A 26215-nucleotide genomic window follows, 5' to 3' on the forward strand; every position below is an offset into this window, starting at 1 on the left:
GGTGGGCTAACCTTACTGAGTCATTCGGTCGCGCCCGCGGGGGCGTAGAATCAAATATTTGAAGAGATTCAATGTTTGGCACACGGGGGGCCAGATGGATCTCAATCAGGGTGAAGGCAGCGAGGCACGGTTTACGGCGTATGTGGCGGGGCTTGGAAGTGTGATCGGTCAGGCCGTGCGGATGAGACCACTGCGTGACTATTGCACCGGCTTGATGCTGCCGGGTGAACGCAAGAGCGTCGAGCCGATGGCGGCGCGCACGGCCCCGGCGCGGACGGCAGCCCAGCACCAATCACTGTTGCATTTTGTCGGTAACGCGACCTGGTCGGACGCGGACGTGCTTGCCAAGGTCCGCGAGATGGCGCTGCCCGCGATCGAGAAGAGCGGGCCGATCGAGGCGTGGATCATCGACGACACGTCATTCCCCAAGCAGGGCAAGCATTCGGTCGGCGTCCACCACCAATATTGCGGTCAGCTCGGCAAGCAGGCCAACTGCCAGGTGGCGGTGTCTCTGTCGATCGCCAACCATGCCGCCAGTCTTCCAGCGACTTATCGGCTGTATTTGCCGGAGACTTGGGCGAAGGATCGCGCGCGCCGGAAGAAGGCGGGCGTTCCGAAGGAGATCAAGTTTAGGACCAAACCAGAGATCGCGCTGGAGCAGATACGTTGGGCTTGCGAGGCCGGCCTGCCGCGCGGTGTCGGATTGATGGACACGGCCTATGGCAATGACTCGCGGCTACGCGCGGGAATGACAGCCTTGGGCGTGCTCTATGTAGCCGGCATTTTGCCTAATACATTGATGTGGCGACCCGGCACTCGCCCACGGCGCAAGGACAAGCCGCTGAACAATACCGGCCGACGCGACGAGCCCGATCTTGTCTCGGCCAAGGAAGTGACGCTTGCTCTGCCGAAGCAGGCCTGGCGTACGGTGACGTGGCGGGAAGGCTCGGCCGACCGGCTGTCCTCGCGCTTTGCACGTGTGCGCGTCCGTGTCGGGTACAACAAACTGATCCCCGAGAAGCTGTCGCCGGAATGGCTGCTGATCGAATGGCCCGAGGGGGAAGCAGAGCCTACCAAATACTGGCTCTCAACGCTGCCGGAGACCATCAGCTTCGAGCGGCTCGTCGATCTCGCCAAGCTTCGCTGGCGCATCGAGCGCGACTATCAAGAACTCAAGCAAGAGGTCGGGCTCAGTCACTACGAGGGACGCGGCTGGCGTGGCTTCCATCACCACGCAACTCTGTGCATCGCAGCCTACGGCTTCCTGATCGCCGAGCAGGCGACGATTCCCCCCTCAGGACCTCGTTCCGCCGCGCCAGTCCCGCTACCTCGCTTACCCGACGATTATCGACCCAGAGGCTCCGCCCACGCGGCCTGAACGCCACATCCCGAACTCGATCGCAACCATGCGCGCCCGGTTGATCCGCGCGCTCATCAAAACCCTGCCGCGATGTCCGTGCTGTGGCACCAGCGCAGCGTCAAATGGACGGCGACGACCATGACGCAGTAAGATTAGCCGAAGGCGTAACCCACCGCTTCTGTCTCTGTGGAAATCAAAGAGGTGGGTTACGCTACGCTAACCCACCCTACAGCACCTCGCTCAATCCATCTTCCGCAGCAACAAGCTGCTCCACCCCTCGATCCGCAAATGCCGCAGCGGCACCAGGCCGCGGGCGCGGTAGGCGGCGATCACGGCAGGCGCCTGGTGCGTCAAGAGGCCGGAGAGGATGACACGCGCGCCGGGCGCGAGATGCCGCGTCATCGGCCCAGCCAATTGTCGTAACGGATTGGCAAGGATGTTGGCCAGGACCAGGTCGAACGGCCCGCATTTGGCAAAATCGGGCGCGGCGAAGCCGGTGGCGTGGATCACCCGCACATGGCGACCTGCTTCATTCAGCGCCGCGTTCTCGGCCGCGACCCGCACCGAGGGCGGGTCGATGTCGGAGGCGAGCACGGCGCGATGCAGCGTTTTCGCCGCCGCAATGGCCAGTACGCCGGTCCCGGTGCCGAGATCGAGCACGCGCTGCGGCCGCGCATGTTTCAGGACATGGTCAAGCAGAAGTAAACAGCCACGCGTGGTTCCGTGGTGACCGGTGCCGAAGGCGAGTGCCGCTTCGATCTCGATTCCGAGCTTGTTTGGTGCCACGCGATCGCGGTCGTGGCTGCCGTGGACGACGAAGCGCCCGGCCGGCACCGGGACAAGATCTTCCAGGCTCGCCTTGACCCAGTCCTTGGCCTCGATCGTGTCGAAGGCGAGCGTGGCGGCGATCTCGTTTCCTGCTGTGGTTGCAACGAGTTCGCGCAGCAACGGTTGGTCCGGCGCCTCGGCGAAATGCAGCGTGACATCCCATTGCCCGTCCGGCCGCTCGAATGCCGCGACCGCCGCATCGCCGTCGAAAAAGACCTCGGTCAGGACGTCGACGACGCGCCTGGCCGCGGCTTCATTGCCGATCGAAAAGGACGCGCGATGGGTGGGGGACGGCTGCATTCTGGGGTTCCGCTGGGTTCAATTTTTGGAACTTTTGTTCCCAATTTCCGTACAACTTGCAGTTTTCCGATTAACTTGACCGTAGGTTGTATTCCGTAGATTCCCGGATGTTGGAAACAACCAACACACCCTGGAATGGAAATGGAGGCGAGTCTTGAAGCGCATGGTTTTGAAGTTCTGGTCCGATGAGTCCGGCGCGACCGCGATCGAATACGGCCTGATCGCGGCCGGTATCGCGCTGGCAATCATCACCGTGGTGAACAACCTCGGCACCAGCCTGAACGACAAGTTCGGTTCGATTAGCAGCTCCCTGAAGTAATTTCTGCCTCCCATTTCCCAGTGGGGCGCCAATTATCTTCATAGGCTGGCTGCTTTCTTGACGATCGCCCGCTGGGGGAATTGCCCTCCGGCGGGCGGTGTCGTTTTGGGGCTGGTTCTCACCGAATAGCCCACAGGCTGTCCGCTCGTTTTCCCGGACGCTGTCCACGGCCTTATCCCGCCAATGATCCCCAGCTTTTCCACGGCCTTGTACCCGGCTTGGCCGGCCCGACCGCGACGGGTCTCCACTGCCTTCCCGCAGCTCCGCCAACAGACATGTCCACAGTCCATCCACAGCCCTATCCACGGCTTGCGAACAGGCCGCGGTGATCCCTTAAAATCGCCTGCGCTGCGTTGTGGCCGGGTGCGCCGGTGACACCACCGCCGGGGTGAGCGCCGGAGCCGCAATGGTAGAGGCCTCTCAATGGCCCGCGATAATCGGCATGGCCGAGCATCGGCCGCGCCGAGAACAGTTGGTTCAGCGTCAGCGCGCCGTGGAAGATGTCGCCGCCGATGAGGCCGAACTGCCGCTCGAGGTCGAGCGGCGAGAGGATCTGGCGGCCGAGCACGCTGGACGCAAAGCCCGGCGCGTAGCTGTCCACCGTTGCGATCATGAGATCAGCAACCTCCTCGCGATGATCGTCCCAGGATTTTCCGTCGGGCAGCTCGGGCGCGACGTGCTGGCAGAACAGGCTTGCGACATGGTGGCCTGCCGGCGCGAGCGTGTCGTCGAGTGTCGAGGGGATCAGCATCTCGATGATCGGCTGCCGGCTCCAGCCTTGTGCGCGCGCATCGAGCCAGGCGCGGTCCATATAGCCGAGGCTTGGGGCCAGGATGATGCCGGAGGTGAGGTGATCGCCGTCGCCCGGCAGTGCGGTGAAAGAGGGCAGGCGGTCCAGCGCCACGTTCATGCGGAAGGTGCCGGAGCCGTTCTTCCAGTGCCGGATGCGGGCGAGGAAGTCTTGCGGCAGCGCATCAGCCGCAATCAGCCGCGTATAGAGCAGCTTTGGATTGACGTTGGCCGCGACGTATTTCGCGCGGATCGTCTTGCCGTTCTCCAGCGCCACGCCGACGGCGCGGTCGCGCTCGACGACGACCTCGCGCACGCCGGCATCAAGGTCGATCGTGACGCCGCGGTCGCGCGCGGCGCGCGCCATCGCCTGCGTGATCGCGCCCATGCCGCCGATGGCGTGGCCCCAGACGCCCTTCTTGCCGTTCACCTCGCCGAAGGCGTGATGCAGCATCACATAGGCCGAGCCCGCGGCGTAGGGGCTGGCATAATTGCCGACGATGGCGTCGAAGCCGAACAGCGCCTTGACGAGGTCGTGCTCGAACCGCTCGTCCAGCATCTCGCCGGCCGAGCGGGTGAAGAGATCGAGCAGGTCGCGGCTCTGCTCCAGCGTCAATCCGCGCAGGATGTTGGCCGTCGTCAGCGCGTTCGCGGCCTCGCGGATCGCGCCAATGCCAAAACTGTCGAGCAGGTTCGGCGGCGCACGCAGCACGAACTGCCGCAGCACGTCCGCGATGTTCTCCAGCTCGCGCGAAAATCCGTCGAGCGCATCCGCGTCACGCGCGCTGAGCCGCGCGACGGACGCCTTCGTCCGTCCTTCGCCGGTGAGGAGATAGCTGCCGTCGGGGGCGGGCAGGAAATTCTGCGCGCGCCGCTCGACCACGCGCAGGCCCTGCTCGGCGAGCCCCAGGTCGCGGATCACCTGTGGATTGAGCAGGCTCACCGTGTAGGCCGCAACCGAGTTGCGGAAGCCAGGGTGAAACTCCTCGGTCACTGCGGCACCGCCGACCACGTTGCGGCGCTCGACCACGTGGACGCGCAAGCCCGCCGCCGCGAGATAGGCTGCGCAGGTGAGGCCGTTATGGCCAGCGCCGATGATGACGACGTCATATTGCTGATCGGACATCCTGCTCCTATAGGCCGTATGCAACGAATTCGCCACCGCCCGCGACACGTTCCGTGCGCTAGAGTAAAAAGCGTATCGATCCAGGTCAGCAATTGGAGCGTTCATGCCCTTCGTGTACGATTATAGTCAGGTCGAATGGCCCGACGACGATGGCGATCTGCCGCCGCCGCGCGTCAGCGAGTTCGTCTATCTGCCGGCGCCTGAATATGGCGGTGTGCACGAGCCGGCTCATTTCACCCTGGACGTTCCGCCGGAGCCCGCGGTGGTGCGGCGCAATCCGGTGCGGATGAGTCTTTGGGACCGCCTGCTGGGCCGGCGTCGCCCGGCGGAGCAGGTGCGTGCTTCGGTCGAGGCCGACATGAAGGCACAAATGGCTCGAGGGGTCTTTTCCAGCCAGCGTCTGTTCGCGACTACGGTCCCGGTGCTCCGCGCGCTCGGCGTCAAGCAGCTTTACGGCCGGTATGACGGCGGCAATGATGAAGGGTTTTCCTGGCTCGACAACGCCTTGATGCGTGACGGCACGCGCATCGATGCTGACACGCTCGCTCAGCGGCTGATGGAGCAGAAATTTCTTGATGAATTGACGGCCAAGGGCGTGATGAAACGGATTGACCGGACGAGCGAGCTCGACCAAGTCAGATCTTTCATCCGCGACTGGATGTGCACGGAATGGGCGAACTTGCTCCTCGGCGGAAGCTACGGCACCGGCGAATATGTCATGTACGGCGCCTTTGTCGTCGATCTCGACGACTGCACCGTCATCGACGACCCCAAGGCCGATCCGGTCGTCAGCAACATCGAGATCACAGGGTAAGTTCGATGGCGCATCCCTATCACCATGCTGTCCGTTCGGCGCGTTTGTTCGGCGGCGTAGCTGAGGATTATCTTGCAATCCATGATTGGTTCGACGAGAGCAAGGCGCATCTGGCCGACGTGCGTCATCGTGCGCTCCGCCACCATAGCGAGGGCATCTTCCTGTGTGAGACAATTTTTGGTGCAACGCTGACGAACAGCATCGGCAAGCAGGTGCCGGTGCGGACGGTCGGAGAACAACACGTCAAGGACGATCTCGGCTGGATCCCGTCGGTCAAGGATTGGTTGCAGCATATCGAGGTCCAGCCGTGGATGGGGCGGACACCGTTCCGGCCGCAGACGGACGAAGCCGGATCGCTTGTCCCCGCGGAGGTCGCCGACGACGGTGGAACAGCCTGAACGGCACGAGCGTTCGGCGACGCCGCCGGTCGTGGACCGCGCAAGTCATTTCCCCGGCATCACGAGACCATTTATTGCCCGTTCAGGCGCGGTGTGCTCCATTGCGCGCGCCCGGCGCCCGCCGGGGGATTGTTGGCCGGAGCTTCCATGGATTCGATCGTGCAACCCGGCGCCACGGAGCAGCCGTCCTCGTCGCGCAACCGGCTGCTGCTGACGGTCTATACGGCCGCGATCTTCGTCAGCGCGCTGCTGTTGTTCTCGGTGCAGCCGCTGTTCACGAAAATGGTGCTGCCGCGGCTCGGCGGCTCGCCGGCGGTGTGGTCGGTGGCGATGGTGTTCTTCCAGTCGCTGCTGCTTGCGGGTTACGCCTATGCGCATCTGCTCATGCAGATCAAGAGCCGCGTGGTTCCGGTCGTGGTGCATCTGGTGCTACTGATCGCGGCCTTCGTCACGCTGCCGCTCGGCATCGCTACCGCCTGGGGCGAGCCGCCCGCGTCCGGCTATGCGTTCTGGCTGCTCGGCCTGTTCGTGATGTCGATCGGGCTGCCGTTCTTCGCGCTCGCCGCCAACAATCCGCTGCTGCAAGCCTGGTTCGTCCGCACCGGCCATCCTGACGGACACGATCCCTACTTCCTCTATGCCTCCTCCAACATCGGCAGCTTCCTCGCGCTGCTGTCCTATCCGTTCCTGCTGGAGCCGATGTTCACGCTGCACACGCAGAACCGGCTCTGGACCGGTGGCTATGGCCTCCTGATCCTCCTGATCGCGGCCTGCGGCGTGCTGCTGTTGCGCTCGCCGAAGCTGGCTGTTGCTAATGCGCAAGCGGAAGAAGCCAGTGCACCGGCACCGACGCTGGTGACGCGGCTGCGCTGGATCTTCCTTGCCGCGGTGCCGTCGGGCCTGCTGATCGCGGTGACCGCGCATATCTCGACCGACGTGGCGGCGGCGCCGCTGCTGTGGGTGCTGCCGCTGTCGCTGTACCTGCTGACCTGGGTGGTGGTGTTCCAGTCGCGCCCGCTGCTGCCGCACAAATGGATGCTGATGCTCCAGCCGGTCGCGATCGCGGGCGTCATCTTCCTGCTTGCCTTCGGCGGCGAGCAGAATTTGCTGCTCACGCTCGGCGGCCATCAACTCTGCTTCTTCGTCATTGCCATGGCCTGCCATGGTGAACTGGCGCGGACCCGGCCGGCCGCGAAATATCTCACCGGCTTCTACGTCGCGCTGTCGTTCGGCGGCATGGTCGGCGGTCTTTTTGCGGGCCTTGTTGCGCCCTTCACCTTCTCCTGGATCGCCGAATATCCGATCCTGGTCGCGCTCGCGGCGCTGTGCCGGCCGTCGGAGGACGAACGTCTTGCCGGCATCGTCAAATGGTACTGGCTGGTGCTCGCCGCGCTCGCGGTGGCGCTGGTTGCTCCGTCGTACATGACGGGCGATCTCTCGACCTGGTTCGAGGATCACCGTGTCTGGATCGCTGGTGCCGTCGGCGTCCTGGCCGCGCTATTGGCGCTCGCGCTCAACGCCGGCCGCTGGAAGATCTTTGCCACCGTCGCGTTGGCGCTGGCCTTGACGCGGATCTATCCGGCCGACGAAGGCCGCGTCACCACCGTGCGCAGCTTCTTCGGCGTGCACAAGATCGTGGAGACGCCGGGTGGCTATTTCCATGTGCTGATGCACGGCACCACCATTCACGGCGCCGAACGCTTTCGCAACAATGACGGCACGCCGGTCACCGGCCGGCCCGAGCCGATCACCTATTATCACAAGGACGGCGGCATCGGTCAGGCCATCACCGCGGTCCGCGAGCGCAAGGGCGCGCCGCTGAAGGTCGCCGCGATCGGCGTCGGATCGGGCACGCTCGCCTGCGCGGCCGAGCCCGGCGAGGACTGGAAGTTCTTCGAGATCGACCAGTCCATGGTCGATGCCGCGCGTGATCCGAAGAATTTCCGTTACATATCGAGTTGCCAGCCGGACCTCAAGCCGGTGATCGGCGATGCGCGTCTCACTTTTGCGAAGGAGCCCGACGGCGTCTACGACCTCATCATCGTCGATGCCTATTCATCCGATGCGATCCCGATTCATCTTGCTACACAAGAGGCGATGAAGATCTACAAGGACAAGCTCTCCCCGCATGGCGCCGTGGTGATGCACGTCTCCAACCGGCATCTCGATCTCGAGCCGGTCGTGGTTGGCATTGCCGATGCGAATGGTCTGAAAAGCTGGGTCTACGACGAGGATTCGGGCCGCGATTCCGACTACATCTTCTCGACCGACGTCGTCATCTCCGCGCGCGATGAGGCCGATGTCGGCAAGCTCGCCGCCTCCAAGCAATGGGAGGAGACCGATCCGGACGAGAAGGTGCGGGTCTGGACCGACGACTATTCCAACATCCTCGGTGCGCTGTACCGGCGTTTGCGGTTCGGGGAGCAGTAGCTCCTCGTGGCCCTCAATTCCCGGGCACTGCCGCCGCGAGCTGGTCGATCGTGGGCCGCGGCTTTGCCAGGCGCGGCAGGTTGAACGGGCTGTCGTCCTCGCCGAGGTCGTTGAGGAAGTCGTGCACCGCGCCCTCGATGAAGCCCTTGACCTGATCCGAGCCGCGGTCGCTGAGATCGTTGTGCTGGAATTCGGTCCTGACCACCTGGATGCCCGCCTTGGCGCAGGTCTCGTCGTCGGGGACGACGCCAGGATCGGCCTTGAACTGCGGATCCTTCGAGCGGAAGGACAGAATCTTGACCTTGCCGTCGGTGACGAAGGGTACGCGCAGATTGTCGAGCGTGACGACCTTCTTCACCAGCTCCGGATGCAGTTTTGCGAAATACATCGAGATGTCGCCGCCGTTGGAATGTCCCACCAGGGTCAAATGGCGGTAGTCAGCGTTCGGATAGCTCTTCTTGAGCTCGTCGATCGTGAACAGGATGTTGGCGATGCCGCGATTGTATTGCGAGCGGCGGCCGACATATTCCTCGCCGGCTTTCGTCACCATGGGATCGTCGCTCGAAAGATCGTGCTGGATGCTGACGACCAGATAGCCGCGGGCGGCGAATGTGTTGGTGAGGAACGAATACTCGGTGTGCTTGACCGTGTTGCCGTGGCTGAGAATCACGACCGGCAGATCGATCATTTCCGCCAGTGATTCCATCTCGCGGTCGCGGCGAACGGAGACCTCCACGGTCACGTCGCGGTCGCCGCGTAGAATGTCGGCGAACGCCATGGTGCTGTGGTGGATCGCCCATTTGCCGGCAATGAAATAGAGGAAGCCCATCAGCGCCGCGACTGAGGCGAAAACGGCAATGCCTCGCTTCATGACAATCTCCGCATCTTGATGTTCAAAATCCCGTAGAGGGGGGAGCCAATGGCCCGCCGACCCCCATGCCTGACGTACCCGCAAAACTCCCCGCCGGACGTCCATGAATGGTCCGGAACCGTATTGCGGGGTTTTTACAGCCGGATGACCGGCTTGTCCGGTGCGGCCAATGGAGCGAATTCTCTCGCAGAAGTGAGGGGATTGCCCGTTTTTCGGGCGGCCGGCCCCTCCCGGCAGGTCAAGGGGAAGACCTGTTGAAATCCCTGGGCGGCAGCTTGGGTTGCATGCGCCCGGCGGCTATGTACTTATGGCCGCATTGGAATCCTGCCCCGTGCAACACAAACGCGATCACCGCATCCTCCGCAGCCGACATTTTCACAAGATGCAGCGGCGGCATTTCCTGGTTTTCGATGTGCTGCCCTTCGTCGTCACACTGGTTGCGCTAGGACTGCTGTTCTACCGCCCGATCGGTCCGATGGAGTTCGGCCTGTTGTTCAGCTTCTGGTTGATCACCGGCCTTGGCCTGACCGTCGGCTATCACCGCCTGTTCACCCATCGCGCCTTTGCGACATCGACCACGATGAGCGCGGTCCTGATCGTCATGGGATCGATGGCCGGCCGCGGCCCGATGCTGTCCTGGGCGGCGATGCACCGGCGGCACCACGAACTGTCCGATCATGACGGCGATCTGCATTCGCCGCGCCTGCATGGTGACGGCCTGCTGGGCCGGCTGCGCGGCCTTCTGCACGCGCACCTGACCTGGATGACCGAGCACGATTATCCCAACGTCGCCCATTATGTGCCGGACCTGATGGCGAACCGCACGCTGGTCGCGGTCAACAGCTATTATTACAGCTCGGCCGCGCTCGGCCTGCTGCTGCCGGCCGCGATCGGCGGCCTTGCCACGATGAGCCTGTGGAGCGCGCTGAGTGGCCTGCTGTGGGGCGGCGTGGTCCGCATGTTCGTGGTCGAGCAGACCATGTCCGCCATCAATTCGATCATGCACACATTTGGCGCCCAGCCCTTCGTCACCCGTGACGACAACAGCCGGAATCTCGGCGTGATGGCCTGGCTCGCCTGGGGCGAGGGCTGGCACAACAACCATCACGCCTTTCCTTACTCAGCGGCCTTCGGCCTGCGCTGGTTCGAGTTCGATCCCGGCTTCATCTTCATCCGCGCGCTGGAAGCGCTTGGGCTCGCCTGGGACGTCAAGGTGCCGAGCGAAGAGAAGATCGCGCGGCGCATGCTGCGGCAGCCGGGCGATGCGGCGCCCGACCTGGAGACGGGCTAAGGCCCGACGTCCGGCGATGACGGCGCAGCGCTGAACCGATGCTGTTCAACGACTACCCCTTTCTCCTGGTCTTCCTGCCGGCAGCGCTGCTGATCTGCCGTCTGGCCGATCCCTATCCGCACTTGCGGATCGGGGTGCAGGTCGCGCTGTCGCTCGCCTTCTATGCCTGGGGCAGCCCGTCCTTCATTCTGCTGCTGATCGCCTCGATCGCCGTCAACTGGCTCGCCTCGGTTGCCTCCGGACGGATGAAGTGGAAGGCGGTGCTGAAGATCGTGATCGTGCTCGATATCGGCGTGCTGGCGCTGTTCAAATACGCCAATTTCCTGCTCGCCAATCTCGGCCTGGTGCTCGGCTCGAATTTGCCGACGCTCGACATCGGGCTGCCGCTCGGCATCTCCTTCTTCACCTTCCACCACATCATGTATCTGGTCGACCTGAGGCGCGGCAAGGCGCCGCTCTATGCGCTCGACCGCTACGCGCTCTACATCGCCTTCTTTCCGCAGGCGATCGCGGGGCCGCTCGCGCGCTGGTCGGAAGTGATGCATCAGTTCGGCCGTCAGGTCTATGTGCCGGGCTGGCAGCGCCGGTTCTGCATCGCGACCTGCTTCATCACGCTCGGCCTGTTCCAGAAAGTCGCGATCGCCGACAGCATCGCGCATCTGCTCGATCCGATCTATGCGCAAGCGGCGGACGGACCGCTCGGACGCGGCGACGCCTGGCTCGCCTTCTGCTTCTCCTTCCAGATCCTGTTCGACTTCTCCGGCTATTCCGACATCGCGATCGGCCTCGGCCTGCTGTTCGGCGTGCAGCTGCCCTACAATTTCAATGCGCCGCTGCGCTCGACCAACATCCAGGATTTCTGGCAGCGCTGGCACATCACGCTGATGCTGTTTCTGCGCGACTACGTGTTCTATCCGCTGGTCAATTTGCGCCTGCTGCCGCGGCGCTGGTTGCCGGTGCAGTTCTTCGGCGCGATGCTGGTCACCATGGCGCTGTGCGGCCTGTGGCATGGCGCGAGCTGGACTTTTGTGCTGTGGGGCGTGCTGCACGGTCTTGCTCAGGTCGTTTGTTCGTTGTGGCGGCGCTACGGCCCGCACTTCCCGTCCTGGCTCGGCTGGGCGCTCACGGTGTTGTTCGTGCTCGCGACCGGCGTGATCTTTCGCGCCGGCTCGGTCGAGGCTGCGTGGCACGTCTTTGCCGGGCTGGCCCAGCCGTTGCCGCTCGCACGCGGGCAGCATTTGTGGCCGCTGATCTTGGCGCCGTTGTCCGCCTTCCTGCTGCCGGCAAGCCAGGACATCGTTGCGTTCCTCACGCGCCGTCCGAATCCGTTTTTGGCCGGCGTGCTCGGCATCGGCCTGTTCGCTTTGCTGCTCCACATGGGTGGTCGGGATCTTCATGAGTTCGTCTACTTCAAGTTTTGACACCGATCCCGCTTGGGGCAGAAGCCTGATGGCGTGCCTGGGCGCGCTGACCGGCGCCGCATTGCTGGTGCTCGCGCTGATGGTGCTGGTCGATCCCTATGACAGCGGCAAGCTTGGACTGCTCGGCATCGACGGCGTCGACAATCGTCTCACCCAGATCACGGCGGCGAGCCGCGCACGCGACCCGAATTTCAACGCGGCCATCCTCGGCAATTCGACGGCGCAGTTGATCGAGCCGGCGGAATTGTCGCGCGCGACCGGCCTGCGCTTCGTGCAGCTCTACATGACCGGTTCGGCTCCGCGCGAGCAGCTCGCGGTGCTCGACTTCTTCCTGCGCAATCACCGGCAGGTTGGGGCGCTGGTGATCGCTGCCGACCCCGGCTGGTGCGTGCATGCGCGGCCGAAAGAGGAGGGCGCGCCATTTCCCTACTGGCTCTATGACAGGAGCGTCGTCACCTACGCGGTGCGGCTGATCTCCTGGCAGGCGATCGAGCAGGCATTTCAGCGGCTCGGCATCGGGCTCGGCTGGCGGCAGCGGATGAATCCGGACGGCTTTGTCAGCTATGAGGACATCTGGCCGCCCGGCCAGTTCAAGGAGATCGGTCAGCCCAGGGATCCTGCGCCGGCAGCATCCGCCGAGGCGCGTGCGGCATTTTCCGAGATCGCTGCACTGGAGGAGATCGTCAGAAAGCTGCCGGCCGACGTACCGATCGTGATCATCGTGCCGCCGACCTTTGCGGCCACCGTGCCGAGGCCCGGCACGGATGCCGCGCTGGAGCGCAGCGCCTGCGACGCCGCGCTGAAGACAATCGTGGCGGGACGGCCGCGCAGCAATTTCATCAGCTATCGCGTCGACAACGAGCTGACCCGCGACCGCGGCAATTTTGCCGACTTCATCCACTATCGTCCGAAACTCGCGCGCGCGATCGAGCGGGGCATCATCGCGAGCCTGCGCGACGGCGAGAAGGCGAAGATCGATTTCTGAACCGCAGGCGGTTCAGGAAATCTCTTCGAAGCCGCCGTCGCGCCAGAGTTTTCGTGCCAGCTTGCGCTGGATCTTGCCGCTGGTGGTTTTTGGCAGGGCGCCCGGGCGGATCAGCGCGATGTGCCGGGCGGAGAGTTCGTGATTGTCGACGACGGCCTCGCGGATCCGGCCCTTGATCTCTTCGGCGTCGATGGTGTGGCGCGCGGTGCGCTCCACTTCCTGCACGATGACGAGGCTCTCCTCGCCATGTTCGTCAGGGACAGAAAACGCCGCGCCGCAGTTTTCGCGCAATGCGCTGTCCAGCGCCTGCACCGTGCGCTCGATGTCCTGCGGATAATGGTTGATGCCGCGGATGATGATCAGGTCCTTGATCCGCCCGGTGACGAACAATTCGCCTGTTGCGTCGAGGAAGCCGAGATCGCCGGTGCGCAGCCACCTTCCGTCCTCGCCGGCAATCGCCGCATTCAGCTCCTCGCGCGTCGCCACGTCGTTGCGCCAATAGGCGCGGGCGATATTGGCGCCGCTGACCCAGATTTCGCCGACGCGGTCGGCGGGAAGCCGCAGGCAGCGCTCGGGTTCGACAATGGCAATATGTTCGCCGACAAGCGCGCGCCCGCAGCTGACCACGATCTGCGCATCCCCGGAATCGATCGGCATGGCTGCCGCGTGGGCCTGAAGCGCTGCGCGGCTGATGCTGCGTGTGACATAACCGCCACCGCGTGTCCCGCCGGAGATCAACAGCGTCGCCTCCGCCATGCCGTAGGCCGGATACATCGCGCGCGGATCGAATCCATGCGGCGCGAATGTCGTGACGAATCGCTCGATGGTTTCCGCATGCACCGGCTCGGCGCCATTGAGCGCGATCCTGAGCGAGGACAGATCCGTGCCCTCCATCTGGTCGGTGCGATAGCGGCTGACGCAGAGGTCGAAGCCGAAATTCGGGCCGCAGGCGACCTCGGCACGATAGTGCGAGATCGCGCGCAGCCAGCCGAGCGGCCGCTGCATGAATGCGTTCGGCGCCATCAGCACGCAAGTCGACCCGACATAGAGCGCTTGCAGCGCGTTCAGGATCAGTCCCATGTCGTGATAGAGCGGCACCCAATTGACATAGGTCGATTGCCTTGTGTTGCCGAGCGCGAGCCGGATCATCTCGAGATTGGCGAGCAGATTGGCGTGGCTCACCATCACGCCCTTCGGCTCGGATGTGGAGCCGGAGGTGTATTGCAGGAAGGCGACGTCCTCGGACGTCGGCTCGGGCAGATCGACCTCTGCACCGGCTTCTCCGGTAAGGTCGACCTCGATCCAGCGGATGTTCTCCTGCGCGAAACGCGCCTGCAAATCGCCGCGCAGCGCAAAAGCGGAGGTGGTCAGCGCCAGCGCCGGCTCGCAATTGGCGAGGATCGCGGCGCTGGCATCACGCGCGCTGTTTCGGCGCGGCATCATCATCGGTACCGCGATGATGCCGGCGATCAGGCAGCCGAGGAACGCCACCATGAATTCGATGCCCGGTGGAAACACCAGGATGGCGCGGTCGCCGGGGCGCGCGATGGCGGTCAGGCGCATCGCAAGCGCGCGCGAGGCCTCATGCAATTGGCGAAAGGTGAGGGCGGCCTCTTCCGTCCCGCGATCGGAGACGAAGACATAGGCGCGATCGTCGCCCCGGTCCGCCGCACGCCGGGCCAGCAGCGCCACGAGCGAGCGGAAAGTGTCCATTGGTCTGTGCCGGGTTCAACCGCCCTCAGGCGGCGGAGCGGATCGCGCGCTTGTTGGCGAGATATCGCGACAGCCCCTCAACGGTCGGGTGGTCGTAAAAGTCGTCGGTCGACAGTTCGAGGTCGAGCTTCTCCTCGAGTTCCATCATGAAATAGACAAGCATCGCCGAATCAAGCCCGAGGCGATTGAATTTTGTGCTGAGGTCGACCCGGTCCCTCGAGATTCGCAGGATATTGGCCAGCGCAGTAACGCAAAAATCCGAAATCTGCTCGCGTGTCATTTCATTTCCCAGAAACAGTCGGTACGACAATACGGGCGACCCCGGGGTTGTCAATTTGGCCGGAACGCCGAAGCGTTGAAGGTTGGGGACTGTTGCTTTCCTGCGTCGTTTTGCTGCTCATTTCGTCCCCGGCTCCCGCGATTTACCGCGGTCGACAGGAGCGGCGCCCGCCCCTATCCTCCCAAAATTGCCATCTGACGCGCGTGACGGGATTTTCGCATGAGCCGCGCCCGCTTGTTTGCTGCATTTTTGATTCTGGTCCTGCTGCCCTTCCGGGCCATCGCCCAGCGCGGCAATGATTTTGATTCGCTGCTCGCGCAGATGAATGCAGCGACGCAGGAAGGGCGCTGGGCCGACGGGCTGGCGGCGGCCCAGAAGCTGGACGTTCTGGTGCGCCGCCGGCAGGGCGCCGACAACATGAACTATGCCGGCGTGCTCCATAACGAGGGCATGTTCCTGCACAATCTCGGCCGCTACCCAGAGGCCATCGACAAGTTGAATGCGGCGCTGGCGATCAAGCTGCGCAACAACGACGTCGCCTCCGTGCTGCGCACCTCCAACATCCTGGTCGGCGCGCTCGGCGTGCTCGAGCGGCGCGCCGAGGCAACCACGGTGGCCGAACGGGCACTCGCGCTCGGCACCAGCGCGTTCGGCGCCAACGACGTCCGCCTCTCGGACACGCTGGCAGCACTCGGCGGACTGGCGCGCGACAAGGAGAACTACCAGGAGGCGGCCGGCTATTTCGAGCGCGTGCTCGCGAACTTGCGGGCCGCCAATGCGCCGCCTGTCGATCTCGCCAACGCGATGGACAATCTCGGCGACACCTATGGACGGCTTGGACGTTTCGATGACGGCGAGCGTCTGCTGAAGCAGGCGATCGATCTGCTCGATCGCAGCTACGGGCAGAACGCTCAGGCCGCGCCGAATTACGACGAGATCTTCAACAACCTCGGCAGCCTCTACAAGGATGCCGGCCGCTTCGCCGAGGCGGAAGCCGCGATGCGGCGATCACTGGCGATCGTGCGGGCGCGCAGTGGCGAGGATCACCCCAACACCGCGGCGACCATGGGCAACCTCGCGATCGTGCTCGAGCAGGAGGGGCGTTACACCGAGGCCGAAAAGCTCTACCAGCGCGTCCTGGAGGTCTATGAGAAGGTCTATGGCCCGAACCATCCGACCACGGCGATCGGCCTCTACAATCTCGCCGACGTCTATGTCGATCAGGGCAAGGTCGAGGCCGCGGTGGGATTGCAGCAGCGCGTGCTTGCGATCTACGAGAAGAGCGCCGGCGCCGACAGCCCCGATGTCGGGCGCGCCCTGAACAATCTCGCCAACAGCTATGCGAGCCTCGGGCGCTATGACGAGGCGATCGATCTGTTTCGGCGCGCGCTCGCGATCATGGAGCACAAGTTCGGTCAGGGCAGCGGGCCGACCGCAGTGGCGGCGGAGTCGCTGGGGCGCGGTCTGACCGATGCCGGACATCTCGACGAGGCCGCGCAATATCTCGGCCAGGCGCTCGAGATCAACCGGCGCATGCTCGGCGAGACCCATCCCGAGCTCATCAAGTCGCTTGGCAATCTCGGCTTTCTCGAGCTGAAGCGGGACCACGCGGTCGAAGCGCGACGCCTGTTCGATCAGGCGCTCCGGATCGCGCAGGACCGGTTGGGGCCGCGCCATCACGACACCGTCGCGGCCATCGTTCACCTCGGCAATCTCGACACGCATGAGGGAAAATGGGCCGATGCATTGGTGCGGTTGAGACAGGCATCGGCCGTGTTCAACACCGAGCGCAATCCGCAATTCACCCGCTTCGTCGAGCTTGATCCGCTCCTGATCGAGGCGATCTGGCGCGTCACGGACGGCCATCCGGACGATGCGGCGAAGGATGAGGCATTTGGCGCCCTCCAACGGGCCCACGAGACCAAGGCAGGCGCGGCGCTGGCGCAGATGGCGGCGCGATTTGGCGCCGGCAATGACGCCATCGCGGTGCTGCTGCGGCGCCAGCAGGACCTGAAGGCGAGCCTCGAGGCGCTCGACAAGCGTGTCACGACCGAGCTTGGCCAGCCTGAGGGCAAGCGCAACGATGCGCTGATCGGCAGCCTCCGCGCGGAATTGGCGCGGACGCAGAAATCCTATGACGACGTCACGGCGCAGCTCGAGCGCGGCTTCCCGGCCTATGCCGAATTGTCGAGCCCGCAGCCGCTGTCGATCGCGCAGGCGCGAGAGCTGTTGAAGCCGGACGAAGCGCTGGTGGCGTTCATCGCATGGTATAACGAGGTCTTCGCCGTCGCGGTGACGCGCGAGACGAGCGCGCTGCGGAAGATCGCGCTCAACAGCAAGCAGATCAGCGACCGGGTGGCGCATCTGCGGACCAGCCTTGCCAACCCGGAGACGCGCGCGACGTTCGATCTCGACGCTTCGTTTGATCTCTATAGTGCGCTGTTCGGTCCGATCAGCGCAGACATCGCCGGCAAGCCGAAGCTGCTGGTGGTCCCGGCCGATGCGCTGACCAGCCTGCCGTTCCACGTGCTGGTGACGAAGAAGCCCGATCCCGCATTGGCTGCCGATGAGCGCTACCGGCAGGCGGCCTGGCTGCTCAACGAGCGCGCGATCACGGTGCTGCCGTCGGTGCCCAGTCTGCGCGCATTGCGCCGCCTGGCCAGGGAATCGCATGCGACGAAGCCGTTCATCGGATTTGGCGATCCGGTGTTCCAGCGCACATCCCCGGACAAGCCGGCGGGCACCGGGCGCAACGTGCGGCCGTATCAGGACTACTATCAGGGCTCCACCGTCGATCTCGAACGCCTGCGCACAGGCCTGCCTGCGCTGCCGGAGACCGCGGGCGAGCTTCAGGCCGTGGCGCGTGCGCTCGGCGCTTCGCCGCAGGACGACGTCAAGCTCGGCCCGGCCGCCACGGTTACCAATGTCGGCACGCTGCCGCTGGATCAGTACCGCGTCGTCGATTTCGCTACCCACGGCCTTGTCGCCGGCGAGGTCAACGGCCTCAGTGAGCCTGCGCTGGTGCTGACACTGCCGGACCGGCCGACCAGCGAAGACGACGGCCTGCTCACCGCAAGCCGGATCGCCAAGCTCAAGCTCGACGCGGATTGGGCGGTGCTGTCCGCCTGCAACACGGCCGCCGGCGACAAACCCGGCGCGGAAGGCCTGTCGGGCCTCGCGCGCGCGTTCTTCTATGCCGGCGCGCGGGCGCTGCTGGTCTCGCACTGGCCGGTCGATTCCGATGCGGCCGTGCGGCTGACCACGGGCGCGTTCTCCGAGCTGACCGCGCATCCCGGCATCGGCCGCGCCGAAGCGCTGCGGCGGTCGATGAAAGCGCTGATCGCCGATCGCTCGTCGCCACGGAACGCCGATCCGGCCGTCTGGGCGCCGTTCGTGCTGGTCGGCGAGGGCGGTTGACGGCGGCCGAAGAAAGCCGAAACTGGCCCGCAAAAGAAGAAGTGGTTCCGGGAGGAATTTGAGATGCGGTTGATCCTCATCGCGACGATGGCGGTTCTCATGGTCGGACAGGCGGCAGCCAGGGACGTGTTGTCGGGCGCGAGCCTCTATGACGATGTGGCGCGCTACGCCTCCTTCGGCCTGCATCGCTTCGGCACGCCCGGCGATCGCGCCACCGCCGACTGGATCGCCACTGAGCTTGGCGCCGCCGGCTTCGCGATCAAATTCCAGCCCGTCGTGCTCGGCCGGCAATATGTTGTTGAGCGAGCGACCGCGGACGCCGCCGGCACGACGGTCGAGGCGACGCCGTTCTGGTGGCCGCCGGAGGACAAGGCCAGCTTCCAGCTGTCCGCGCCGCTTGCGCGCGATGGCGACGTCGCTGGCAAAATCCTCATGGTCGATCTGCCCTTTGATCGCGGCGCCTATCTCGGTCCCGGCCATCGCGCGGCGATCGCGGAAGCGGCAGCGAAGAAGCCGGCTGCGATTTTGCTGATGATCGGCAACCCCGCCGACGATCGTTTTGCCTACAACGTCACACAGGAGGATGCGCCCTGGCCGGTGCCGGTGATGGTGGTCGGCGCCAGGGCACGCGGCACATTCGAACGCGCGCTTGCCTCAGGCGCGCCGGCGACGTTCGACGTCGCCGGTCACTACGAGCGCAACGTCGCCGGCCGCAACGTCATCGCCGAGATCGGCGCCGGCCGCGCGCCGACCGTCGTCGTCTCCACGCCGATGACGGGCTGGTACAGCTGCGTCTGCGAGCGCGGCCCTGGCATCGCCAATTTCCTCGCGCTGGCGCGCACGGCGGCCGCGGAAAAATGGCCGGCGCATTTCGTCTTCATCGCCACCGCCGGTCACGAGATCGGGCATGGCGGCATGGAGCTGTTCTTGAAAGATGGCGCGCCGGCGCCAAAGGAGACGCTGGCCTGGATTCATTTCGGCTCGTCGAACGCCTGCTACGCCTTTGCGGAAGGCACCCGCACCGAGCGGCCCGAGCAGGAGCGCTATCTCGTGCTGAGCAAATCAGCCGTCAAGCTGACCGACGAGGCCTTTGCCAAGGTCGACGCAAAGCGACTGGTGACGGAGAAGCAGGCGGTCGGTGAGCTCCGCGACGTGCATGCGGCGGGCTACGCCAACTTCCTCGGCATGGCCGGCCGCCATCAAACTTTCCACACGCCGGCGGACGATCTCGGTGCGACTGGGCCCGAAATCCTCGAGCCGGTCGCCCGCGCCTTCGTCGATGCTGCGCGAAAGATCGTCGAACGCGGCGACGCCGCGTTCAGATAAGCATGATGGAGTTAAGTTCGATCGGCTGTCCAGGTGTCACCTCTCCCTTCGGGAGAGGTGTTCGGAGTTCTTGGCCGGCATCGATTTAACCTAACCAAAATTCCGCGTTTAGCCTCAGTTCTGATAGTAGTAATTGCGCGGCTGATAATACTGCCGGGGCTGCTGCTGATAGTAGCCCTGCTGGCCATAGCCCTGGTCGTAAGAGGGCTGCGGTTGCGGCAGCTGCTGGTAGACCTGCGTGCCATAGGGGCGGTTGATCGGGCGTGGTGCCGGATAGCGCGCGCCGGTGTCGCTGCCGTCGGCCGGATAGATGTAATTGTCGTCCTGCGGCATGTAGCGGCGGGCGGGCTGGACCGGCGGCGTCAGGTTCACGGGATCGCCAGTGGTGGCGTACTGCTCCTCGCCCGGCTGCTGCGCGCGGGCGACGGCATTGGCGTTGCGGCCGCGTGGATTGCGCGCGAGCGCCACCTGTGCCGAGCCGGTCAGCGTCACCGTGGTGTTGAGCACGCCCTGCTCCTGCACCAGCGCGTAGAGCGTCGAGGCATTCTGGCGCGACAGCCGCACGCAGCCATGCGACGCCGGCGTGCCGAGCCGGCCGACGGAGTCGGTGCCGTGGATGGCGTGCCCGACCTTGGTGAAGAAGATCGAGTGCGGCATCGGCGCATCGTCGAATTCCTTGGAGAAGTGATCCTCTTCCATGCGGAAGGCGCGGAACGAACCGGCCGGTGTCTCGCGCGAGGGGATGCCGGTCGAGACCGGCCAGTGATAGCGCGTGACGCCGTCGACCACGACGGTCATCTGCTGATTGTCCTTGTCGACGGTAATGTCGACCTTGGCCTGCGCGGTGCCCGCGCTCAAAAGCATCAAGGAGGTGAACGCAATGAAAAAGGAACGCATCTGACTTTTGGCCTCCGGCCTGTTCACGCTCAAGCATGATCCGGAAAAGTGTGGAGCGGTTTTCCGAAAAGATCAGGCTCAAGCAAGTACGCCGCGGCTCTCCGTCGCCCGGCTTGCACTATGCTCGCAATCCGGCTTTCGTTCCAGCGGCCTGCCGGCCCATCGTTAACGTGATGCCGGGCGTAAGCAAGGCCGCCTGCTGCCGCGCATGTCCCGGCGGCGCTGACATTTTCGCGAGCGGGGCGCCCGTTCACGCAGCCGACAATTCGACACAAAGGCGCAACCATTTGGCCGTCCCGGGCGTTGAGTGTTACCTGCCTCGACAGGCGGCTTTCGCCGCCGTTTACCCTTGGGACTGAAGATGAACAAAGCCCGTGTTACCGCCGCCGCCCTGTCGGCCGGCTTGCCCGTCCGCCTGCTGTTCGCAGCCGCCGCCATCCTTCTTGCCCTGGCTTGCGTGCCGCAACCTGGCCACGCCCAGGGCATCGTCCGCGGTGCCCAGGAAGGCTCGTACGAAGGCAACCGCATTGCCGGACCCGTAGGTGGCGCGGTCGGCGGCGTCGTCGGCGCCGGTGTCGGTGGCGCCGTTGGTGCCGTCGACGGCATCCTGGGCATTCCCTATCACGGCCACCGTCATTGCCGCGGCTATTACGACGGCTACCACCACTTCCGCTGCTACCGGTGAACCCGCCACCGAATTACGGTGACAGTGCTGGACTGCACCCCTGAAGTGAGACACGGCAATTCCCGTGACAGTGCAGTTGCCTCCCGTACTTGCCCGGAGGCTGGATATCAGCAGGGCTTCCGCGCGCCGCCTGCGGCGATTGGCGGTCGCCGCTTCCGAATGGCCACGATGGCATAATGCCACTGTTTTGCCCGACGAGTCAAAAGATGTTCGTAAAATTCGAAATTGGTGCGGGCCTTGGATCGCGCCCGGCTGACGGCATGTCTGGCCGCGAAAACCACCCCGCGCCGCAGATGCTGCGGTGCTTGCCTGTTTGCTTCTGATTTGCGCGACGCGGCAATGACTTGACGGAGCGGGCCCTGTGCCGGCCGGTAGCCGTGGTTCTACTGTGCATGGGGTTGTTTTTCATTTTTTTGCAGAGAGCCGTCCGTCGCCCGGATTTCGCTTCCGCCTTCGCTCTCTGAGCTACGGCGGACAAGTCGCTCCATCCGGGCGACGCTGTCCGTCAATTCTTTAGCCGATACCCCGTCTTGAAAATCCACCAGATCACGGCGAGGCAGATCACCAGGAACGCCAGCGTCATGCCGATGCTGACGGACACGCTGACATCGGCGATCTCGTAAAAGCTCCAGCGGAAGCCCGAGATCAGATAGACGACCGGATTGAGCAGCGCCACATTGCGCCAGGTCGGCGGCAGCATGTCGATCGAATAGAAGCTGCCGCCGAGGAAGGTCAGCGGCGTCACCACCAGCATCGGGATCATCTGGAGCTTCTCGAAACCATCGGCCCAGATGCCGATGATGAAGCCGAACAGGCTGAAGGTAAGAGCTGTCAGCACCAGGAAGGTCAGCATCCAGACCGGATGATGGATCTGGAGCGGCACGAACAGCCCAGCGGTGGCGAGAATGATCAGGCCGAGGACGATCGACTTGGTCGCGGCGGCGCCGACATAGCCGAGCACGATCTCGAAATAGGAAATCGGTGCCGACAGGATCTCGTAGATCGTGCCGGTGAATTTCGGGAAGTAGATGCCGAAGGACGCGTTGGCGATGCTCTGCGTCAGCACCGAGAGCATGATCAGGCCCGGCACGATGAAGGTGCCGTAGCTGACGCCCTCGACCTGGCTGATGCGCGACCCGATCGCGGCGCCAAACACCACGAAATAGAGCGAGGTCGAGACCACCGGCGAGACGATGCTTTGCAGCAGCGTGCGCCAGGTGCGCGCCATTTCGAACAGATAGATGGCGCGGATGGCGCGGTGGTTCATGACGTCCTCACGAGATCGACGAAGATGTCCTCGAGCGACGATTGCGTCGTGTCGAGATCGTTGAAGCGGATGCCGGCGTTGCGCAGGTCGCTGAGCAGGCTGGTGATGCCGGTGCGCTCGCCCTTGGTGTCGTAGTCGTAGATCAGTGTCGCGCCGCTGTCGCAGAGGTCGAGCTCGTAATGGCTGAGGCTCTCCGGCAGCGCGCCGAGCTTGCCCTGCAAGTGCAGCGTCAGCCGCTTCTTGCCGAGCTTCTGCATCAACGTCGCCTTGTCCTCGATCAGCACGATCTCGCCCTTGTTGATGACGCCGATGCGGTCGGCCATCTCCTCGGCTTCCTCGATGTAATGCGTGGTGAGGATGATGGTGACGCCGGACTGTTGAAGCGTGCGCACCACCTCCCACATGCCCTTGCGCAGTTCGACGTCGACGCCGGCGGTCGGCTCGTCCAGGAACAGGATCTGCGGCTCGTGCGACAGCGCCTTTGCGATCATCACGCGGCGCTTCATGCCGCCGGAGAGCGTGATGATCTTGCTGTCCTTCTTGTCCCAGAGCGAGAGATCCTTCAGCACCTTCTCGATATGGGCCGGGTTCTTCGGCTTGCCGAACAGGCCGCGGGAGAAGCTCACGGTGGCCCACACGCTCTCGAAGGCGTCGGTGTGCAATTCCTGCGGCACGAGGCCGATCAGCGAGCGCGCCTTGCGGTAGGAGGCCTGGATATCCTCCCCGCCGACCAGGACCTTGCCCTCGCTCGGGTTGGCGATGCCGCAGATGATCGAGATCAGCGTGGTCTTGCCGGCCCCGTTGGGGCCGAGCAGCGCAAAGATCTCGCCGCGCTGGATGTCGAGATTGACGTTCTTGAGCGCCTTGAAGCCGGACCCATAGGTCTTCGACAGATTGGCGACGGAGATGATGGAGGACATGGTGGCCGGTGGGGATGGGGAGGGGACGCGCAGGTGCCCGCGCCCTGGCGGGCGGGGACCGCGGAGCCCTGAAATAGGAACGCCCTTGCCCGGTCGCAATTGGCGAGAGAAAAATCGTCTCAAAACAGGCACTTCAGGGGCCAGTTCCGGGCAACTGTTGCGCGATGGTCACGGGTTGCGGCTAAGATTGTCGCTCACGCGGCTCTTTGTTGCGTCTGCGAGCAGGCCGTGGCTACGATTCCGGCCAATCGCGAAGCGTTTGTTCCCAGGGAAAAGATCGATGAGACCGAACGGCCGTCACACCGCCGGCGCCAGCCAATTGTCCACTCTCCGGGTTTGGGCGACCTGCCTGCTCCTGCTGTCAGCTGTCGCCATCAGCCCGGGCCCCGCCAAGGCGGCGCCGAGCCAAGCGGCCGCGACGACCCATGTCTACCTGCTGCGCGGCGTGCTCAACATCTTCTCGCTCGGGCTCGACACCATCGGCGCCCGGCTCGAGGCGCAGGGCATCCCGGTGACGGTCGCGAACTTCGTGTCCTGGTCCTCGCTCGCCGATGAAGCCGCGACCGCCTACAGGGCTGGCCGCCTCAAGACCATCATCCTGGTTGGCCATTCCTCTGGTGCGACCGCGCTGCCCGACATGATCGCCAAGCTCAACCAGCTCGGCGTTCCCGTGAAGCTCGCGATCGGCCTCGATTCCGTGTTCAAGACCAGGCTGTCGACCGGAGCCGAGCGCTACATCAACATCTATATCGGCGACGGGCCCGGGGAGCCGGTGCGGGCTGCCTCCGGTCTGCGCGGCAGGCTCGACAATGTCGACGTGCGCGGCAGCGGCGTCGGCCACATCACCATCGACAAGAATGAGGCGATCCAGCGCCGCGTCATCGCCGAGATCGACGCCGCGATCGCACGTTCGCGCGGTCCGGCACCGGTTGCCGAACCCGGCGCGCTGCGGCCTGCGCGCGCGGCGGCAGCGACCGCGCCGGGGCGCTGAGCCGTTCCGGTCTCCGTCTCGTTACGCGAGGAAGGCGCGAATGCTCTTCGCGATTTCCCGCGCATGCGTCTCCAGCGCGAAATGGCCGGTGTCGAAGAATTTGACCACGGCGTTCGGATTGTCGCGTTTGAACGCTTCGGCGCCCGGCGGGATGAAGAACGGATCGTTCTTGCCCCACACCGCGAGGAACGGCGGCTTGACTGATGAAGCATGGAGCAGGGCGAACGCGGATCGGCGTTTGGCCGGCGAGAGAGATGACCACGACTCGATCCTCGAGCCCGGCTTCTGGATGACGGCCCTGGTCGCATTTCTGCCGACAGTGGCGGGTTGCCTCTATCTCTTCCTGACCCAGGGCTGAGGCCTGCATCGCGATGCATTCACGATATGCGGTGACGTGGTCCGCGACCTTGACGCTGTTGCTCGCGGGATGCGCGTCGAATGTCAATCTTCCGCCCGTCTATCAGCCTTCGCGCCCGCCCAGCGCCAAGGCCGTGCAGGAAGGCGTCAAGAAGGGCGCCACCGAGGCCAAGCTGACCGGCGGCCTCGAAATATCTGTCGTGCGTCACACCGACCACGGACCGGGATCGTATTTCGTTTGCCTGAAGCAGACGGGCTCGACGGCGGCCGGACGGCCAGTCTATTCGGTCTTCTTCGACAATGATGACTACAAGGGAATCCAGAGTTCCGTGCTAACCGATGCGTGCGAAGCCGAACCATCGCTTCCGTTCAAATGAGGCCTCGATGCCCGTCGCCGGCCCGGTTCCGTGCCCCAAAATCCACCCAATCGGTGGTCACTAAGCCCGGCGGGGGAGGCCACTGCCTCCTGTGGTGGGACTGCGGGACTTGATGATTGATCCAAGGCGAGTTGTGGTGCTGGCAGCGGTCGTGCTGCTCGCCTTGATTTCCGGCATGGCTGCGGCTTCGCCCGCCAAGCCGAAGCCGGCGGCGGTCCCGGCGGTTGTGCCGCCACCTCCGCCGGCCGAGCCGCTGCCGCCACCGAAAATCTACCTGTTTCGTGGCGCGATGGGGCCGTTCTTCTCGACCGGCATGGACCGGCTCGGCGACAAGCTGACGGCGGCCGGTTTTTCGGCCGACGTCTACGAATTTACGATCTGCCGATGGATCGGCGATCGTGCCATCGCGAGCTACAAGGAGACGCCGGCGCCGATCGTATTGATCGGCCATTCCATGGGCGGGCTGTGCTCGGTCCTGATCTCCGAGATGGCGGCCAAGGAGAATGTCCCGATCAGCCTCGTCATCACCATCGATCCCGCGCATGCGACCGATGACGTGCCGCTCAATGTCGAGCGCTTCATCAACATCTTCCTCTCCGACAGCGTGCTCGGTGGCGGCAATGTGGTGGCGGTGCCGGGCTTCCGCGGCCATTATGCGAGCTATGACCTCAAGGAGAACTCGCGGGTTTCCCACATCAACATCGAGAAGTCCGACGACATCCATCGCCAGATTCTTGACATGGTGACGCAGTTGCCGCGCATTCAGCCGCAGGCCCAAGGCGATATCGTGCCGCTGCGCTATCTCGTGCCGGCGGACACGCTGGTCGAATTGTGGGATAGCGGCGTGCGGTTGTCGGTCCGCCGCGGCGACACCATGGCGAGCATCGCTGCCGCCAATCGCGTGCCGCTGTGGGCACTCGCGCAGAGCAACTCGCTGGCCGAGAACGCGACGCTCACTCCGGGCCAGTCCATCATCGTTCCGCGGCACCTGACACCGCCGGAGCCGGCCGCGGCCATGGCGACGCCGGCAACGCCGAGCCGGCGCTAGACTCT

At 64.5% G+C, this 26215-nt stretch carries 24 protein-coding genes; 15 read left to right on the forward strand and 9 right to left on the reverse strand.

The window, feature by feature from the left end; all coding sequences use genetic code 11:
- Positions 1 to 94: 94 nt before the first annotated feature.
- Positions 95 to 1378, forward strand: a complete 1284-nt coding sequence (locus IC761_RS09050) for an IS701 family transposase (protein ID WP_195800564.1) — start codon at positions 95 to 97, stop codon at positions 1376 to 1378.
- Between the two features lie 222 nt (positions 1379 to 1600).
- Here IC761_RS09050 and IC761_RS09055 read toward each other — a convergent pair whose 3' ends face one another.
- Complete coding sequence (locus IC761_RS09055) at positions 1601 to 2488, reverse strand: 50S ribosomal protein L11 methyltransferase (protein ID WP_195802910.1); 888 nt, start codon at positions 2486 to 2488, stop codon at positions 1601 to 1603.
- Positions 2489 to 2651: 163 nt separating this feature from the next.
- Here IC761_RS09055 and IC761_RS09060 point away from each other — a divergent pair, with 163 nt between their 5' ends.
- The gene (locus IC761_RS09060; RefSeq protein ID WP_438265134.1) at positions 2652 to 2807 is read left to right on the forward strand and encodes a Flp family type IVb pilin; all 156 of its coding nucleotides are present in this window, start codon (positions 2652 to 2654) and stop codon (positions 2805 to 2807) included.
- A gap of 298 nt (positions 2808 to 3105) precedes the next feature.
- Here IC761_RS09060 and IC761_RS09065 read toward each other — a convergent pair whose 3' ends face one another.
- Positions 3106 to 4722: a phytoene desaturase family protein gene (locus IC761_RS09065; protein WP_195802912.1), complete on the reverse strand. Its 1617-nt coding sequence runs from the start codon at positions 4720 to 4722 to the stop codon at positions 3106 to 3108.
- 103 nt (positions 4723 to 4825) lie between these two features.
- Between IC761_RS09065 and IC761_RS09070 the strand changes: the two genes are divergently transcribed.
- The 3 genes from IC761_RS09070 (at position 4826) to IC761_RS09080 (ending at position 8364) form a co-directional block, all read left to right on the forward strand.
- A complete protein-coding gene (locus IC761_RS09070) occupies positions 4826 to 5536 on the forward strand; it encodes a hypothetical protein (RefSeq protein ID WP_195802913.1) in 711 nt (236 codons plus the stop codon).
- A gap of 5 nt (positions 5537 to 5541) precedes the next feature.
- Positions 5542 to 5934 (forward strand): DUF6915 family protein, encoded by a 393-nt coding sequence (locus IC761_RS09075; protein ID WP_195802914.1) that lies wholly within the window; start codon positions 5542 to 5544, stop codon positions 5932 to 5934.
- Positions 5935 to 6081: 147 nt separating this feature from the next.
- Positions 6082 to 8364, forward strand: coding sequence for a spermidine synthase (locus IC761_RS09080; protein WP_195802915.1), 2283 nt, complete (start codon positions 6082 to 6084; stop codon positions 8362 to 8364).
- Between the two features lie 13 nt (positions 8365 to 8377).
- On the opposite strand, the gene IC761_RS09085 is transcribed toward IC761_RS09080, so the two are convergent.
- Complete coding sequence (locus IC761_RS09085; RefSeq protein ID WP_195802916.1) at positions 8378 to 9235, reverse strand: alpha/beta fold hydrolase; 858 nt, start codon at positions 9233 to 9235, stop codon at positions 8378 to 8380.
- Between the two features lie 331 nt (positions 9236 to 9566).
- Here IC761_RS09085 and IC761_RS09090 point away from each other — a divergent pair, with 331 nt between their 5' ends.
- Genes IC761_RS09090 through IC761_RS09100 form a run of 3 tightly spaced genes read left to right on the forward strand, consistent with a single transcriptional unit; the run spans position 9567 to position 12932 of the window.
- A complete protein-coding gene (locus tag IC761_RS09090; protein ID WP_246791471.1) occupies positions 9567 to 10526 on the forward strand; it encodes an acyl-CoA desaturase in 960 nt (319 codons plus the stop codon).
- A gap of 38 nt (positions 10527 to 10564) precedes the next feature.
- Positions 10565 to 11947: an MBOAT family O-acyltransferase gene (locus tag IC761_RS09095; RefSeq protein ID WP_195802917.1), complete on the forward strand. Its 1383-nt coding sequence runs from the start codon at positions 10565 to 10567 to the stop codon at positions 11945 to 11947.
- Between the two features lie 28 nt (positions 11948 to 11975).
- Positions 11976 to 12932 carry a hypothetical protein gene (locus IC761_RS09100; protein WP_246791472.1) on the forward strand — a complete coding sequence of 319 codons (957 nt, stop codon included), beginning with the start codon at positions 11976 to 11978 and terminating at the stop codon, positions 12930 to 12932.
- Positions 12933 to 12944: 12 nt separating this feature from the next.
- Here the strand turns inward: IC761_RS09100 and IC761_RS09105 are convergent, their stop codons facing one another.
- Positions 12945 to 14645 carry a fatty acyl-AMP ligase gene (locus tag IC761_RS09105; protein ID WP_195802919.1) on the reverse strand — a complete coding sequence of 567 codons (1701 nt, stop codon included), beginning with the start codon at positions 14643 to 14645 and terminating at the stop codon, positions 12945 to 12947.
- 25 nt (positions 14646 to 14670) lie between these two features.
- Positions 14671 to 14925, reverse strand: coding sequence for an acyl carrier protein (locus IC761_RS09110; protein ID WP_195802920.1), 255 nt, complete (start codon positions 14923 to 14925; stop codon positions 14671 to 14673).
- A 219-nt stretch (positions 14926 to 15144) separates the two neighbouring features.
- Between IC761_RS09110 and IC761_RS09115 the strand changes: the two genes are divergently transcribed.
- Both IC761_RS09115 and IC761_RS09120 read left to right on the forward strand, forming a co-directional pair.
- Positions 15145 to 18342 (forward strand): CHAT domain-containing tetratricopeptide repeat protein, encoded by a 3198-nt coding sequence (locus IC761_RS09115; RefSeq protein ID WP_195802921.1) that lies wholly within the window; start codon positions 15145 to 15147, stop codon positions 18340 to 18342.
- 63 nt (positions 18343 to 18405) lie between these two features.
- Positions 18406 to 19668, forward strand: coding sequence for a hypothetical protein (locus tag IC761_RS09120; protein ID WP_195802922.1), 1263 nt, complete (start codon positions 18406 to 18408; stop codon positions 19666 to 19668).
- Positions 19669 to 19782: 114 nt separating this feature from the next.
- Here IC761_RS09120 and IC761_RS09125 read toward each other — a convergent pair whose 3' ends face one another.
- Entirely contained in the window at positions 19783 to 20565 is a 783-nt protein-coding gene (locus IC761_RS09125) for a L,D-transpeptidase (RefSeq protein WP_195802923.1), read from the reverse strand.
- A 361-nt stretch (positions 20566 to 20926) separates the two neighbouring features.
- Between IC761_RS09125 and IC761_RS09130 the strand changes: the two genes are divergently transcribed.
- Positions 20927 to 21250, forward strand: coding sequence for a hypothetical protein (locus tag IC761_RS09130; RefSeq protein ID WP_195802924.1), 324 nt, complete (start codon positions 20927 to 20929; stop codon positions 21248 to 21250).
- A gap of 505 nt (positions 21251 to 21755) precedes the next feature.
- On the opposite strand, the gene IC761_RS09135 is transcribed toward IC761_RS09130, so the two are convergent.
- Together IC761_RS09135 and IC761_RS09140 are read right to left on the reverse strand one after the other, a co-directional pair.
- Positions 21756 to 22517: an ABC transporter permease gene (locus IC761_RS09135; RefSeq protein ID WP_195802925.1), complete on the reverse strand. Its 762-nt coding sequence runs from the start codon at positions 22515 to 22517 to the stop codon at positions 21756 to 21758.
- Positions 22514 to 23437, reverse strand: coding sequence for an ABC transporter ATP-binding protein (locus IC761_RS09140; RefSeq protein WP_195802926.1), 924 nt, complete (start codon positions 23435 to 23437; stop codon positions 22514 to 22516). Before IC761_RS09140 ends, IC761_RS09135 begins: the two co-directional genes overlap by 4 nt.
- A gap of 280 nt (positions 23438 to 23717) precedes the next feature.
- Between IC761_RS09140 and IC761_RS09145 the strand changes: the two genes are divergently transcribed.
- The gene (locus IC761_RS09145; protein WP_195802927.1) at positions 23718 to 24428 is read left to right on the forward strand and encodes a hypothetical protein; all 711 of its coding nucleotides are present in this window, start codon (positions 23718 to 23720) and stop codon (positions 24426 to 24428) included.
- Between the two features lie 21 nt (positions 24429 to 24449).
- On the opposite strand, the gene IC761_RS35810 is transcribed toward IC761_RS09145, so the two are convergent.
- Positions 24450 to 24647 carry an alpha/beta fold hydrolase gene (locus IC761_RS35810; protein WP_438265135.1) on the reverse strand — a complete coding sequence of 66 codons (198 nt, stop codon included), beginning with the start codon at positions 24645 to 24647 and terminating at the stop codon, positions 24450 to 24452.
- On the opposite strand from IC761_RS35810, the gene IC761_RS09150 reads away from it, so the two are divergent.
- The 3 genes from IC761_RS09150 (at position 24556) to IC761_RS09160 (ending at position 26210) form a co-directional block, all read left to right on the forward strand.
- Complete coding sequence (locus IC761_RS09150) at positions 24556 to 24786, forward strand: hypothetical protein (protein ID WP_246791555.1); 231 nt, start codon at positions 24556 to 24558, stop codon at positions 24784 to 24786. The two genes, IC761_RS35810 and IC761_RS09150, sit on opposite strands and share 92 nt — an antisense overlap.
- A gap of 31 nt (positions 24787 to 24817) precedes the next feature.
- Positions 24818 to 25162: a hypothetical protein gene (locus IC761_RS09155; protein WP_246791473.1), complete on the forward strand. Its 345-nt coding sequence runs from the start codon at positions 24818 to 24820 to the stop codon at positions 25160 to 25162.
- 112 nt (positions 25163 to 25274) lie between these two features.
- Positions 25275 to 26210, forward strand: coding sequence for a LysM peptidoglycan-binding domain-containing protein (locus IC761_RS09160; RefSeq protein ID WP_195804600.1), 936 nt, complete (start codon positions 25275 to 25277; stop codon positions 26208 to 26210).
- Positions 26211 to 26215 lie beyond the last annotated feature (5 nt).

This window comes from Bradyrhizobium commune (genome assembly GCF_015624505.1).
Lineage (GTDB): Bacteria > Pseudomonadota > Alphaproteobacteria > Rhizobiales > Xanthobacteraceae > Bradyrhizobium > Bradyrhizobium commune.

What these genes read in the sequence shown, in the direction of transcription:
- IC761_RS09140 (WP_195802926.1), bottom strand. Translation starts at nt 23,437, where the DNA reads ATGTCCTCCATCATCTCCGTCGCCAATCTGTCGAAGACCTATGGGTCC.
- IC761_RS09095 (WP_195802917.1), top strand. Translation starts at nt 10,565, where the DNA reads ATGCTGTTCAACGACTACCCCTTTCTCCTGGTCTTCCTGCCGGCAGCG.
- IC761_RS09160 (WP_195804600.1), top strand. Translation starts at nt 25,275, where the DNA reads ATGATTGATCCAAGGCGAGTTGTGGTGCTGGCAGCGGTCGTGCTGCTC.
- IC761_RS09080 (WP_195802915.1), top strand. Translation starts at nt 6,082, where the DNA reads ATGGATTCGATCGTGCAACCCGGCGCCACGGAGCAGCCGTCCTCGTCG.
- IC761_RS09100 (WP_246791472.1), top strand. Translation starts at nt 11,976, where the DNA reads ATGGCGTGCCTGGGCGCGCTGACCGGCGCCGCATTGCTGGTGCTCGCG.
- IC761_RS09110 (WP_195802920.1), bottom strand. Translation starts at nt 14,925, where the DNA reads ATGACACGCGAGCAGATTTCGGATTTTTGCGTTACTGCGCTGGCCAAT.
- IC761_RS09120 (WP_195802922.1), top strand. Translation starts at nt 18,406, where the DNA reads ATGCGGTTGATCCTCATCGCGACGATGGCGGTTCTCATGGTCGGACAG.
- IC761_RS09105 (WP_195802919.1), bottom strand. Translation starts at nt 14,645, where the DNA reads ATGGACACTTTCCGCTCGCTCGTGGCGCTGCTGGCCCGGCGTGCGGCG.
- IC761_RS09125 (WP_195802923.1), bottom strand. Translation starts at nt 20,565, where the DNA reads ATGCGTTCCTTTTTCATTGCGTTCACCTCCTTGATGCTTTTGAGCGCG.
- IC761_RS09075 (WP_195802914.1), top strand. Translation starts at nt 5,542, where the DNA reads ATGGCGCATCCCTATCACCATGCTGTCCGTTCGGCGCGTTTGTTCGGC.
- IC761_RS09130 (WP_195802924.1), top strand. Translation starts at nt 20,927, where the DNA reads ATGAACAAAGCCCGTGTTACCGCCGCCGCCCTGTCGGCCGGCTTGCCC.
- IC761_RS09055 (WP_195802910.1), bottom strand. Translation starts at nt 2,488, where the DNA reads ATGCAGCCGTCCCCCACCCATCGCGCGTCCTTTTCGATCGGCAATGAA.
- IC761_RS09060 (WP_438265134.1), top strand. Translation starts at nt 2,652, where the DNA reads ATGGTTTTGAAGTTCTGGTCCGATGAGTCCGGCGCGACCGCGATCGAA.
- IC761_RS09145 (WP_195802927.1), top strand. Translation starts at nt 23,718, where the DNA reads ATGAGACCGAACGGCCGTCACACCGCCGGCGCCAGCCAATTGTCCACT.
- IC761_RS09115 (WP_195802921.1), top strand. Translation starts at nt 15,145, where the DNA reads ATGAGCCGCGCCCGCTTGTTTGCTGCATTTTTGATTCTGGTCCTGCTG.
- IC761_RS09065 (WP_195802912.1), bottom strand. Translation starts at nt 4,722, where the DNA reads ATGTCCGATCAGCAATATGACGTCGTCATCATCGGCGCTGGCCATAAC.
- IC761_RS09135 (WP_195802925.1), bottom strand. Translation starts at nt 22,517, where the DNA reads ATGAACCACCGCGCCATCCGCGCCATCTATCTGTTCGAAATGGCGCGC.
- IC761_RS09070 (WP_195802913.1), top strand. Translation starts at nt 4,826, where the DNA reads ATGCCCTTCGTGTACGATTATAGTCAGGTCGAATGGCCCGACGACGAT.
- IC761_RS09050 (WP_195800564.1), top strand. Translation starts at nt 95, where the DNA reads ATGGATCTCAATCAGGGTGAAGGCAGCGAGGCACGGTTTACGGCGTAT.
- IC761_RS09085 (WP_195802916.1), bottom strand. Translation starts at nt 9,235, where the DNA reads ATGAAGCGAGGCATTGCCGTTTTCGCCTCAGTCGCGGCGCTGATGGGC.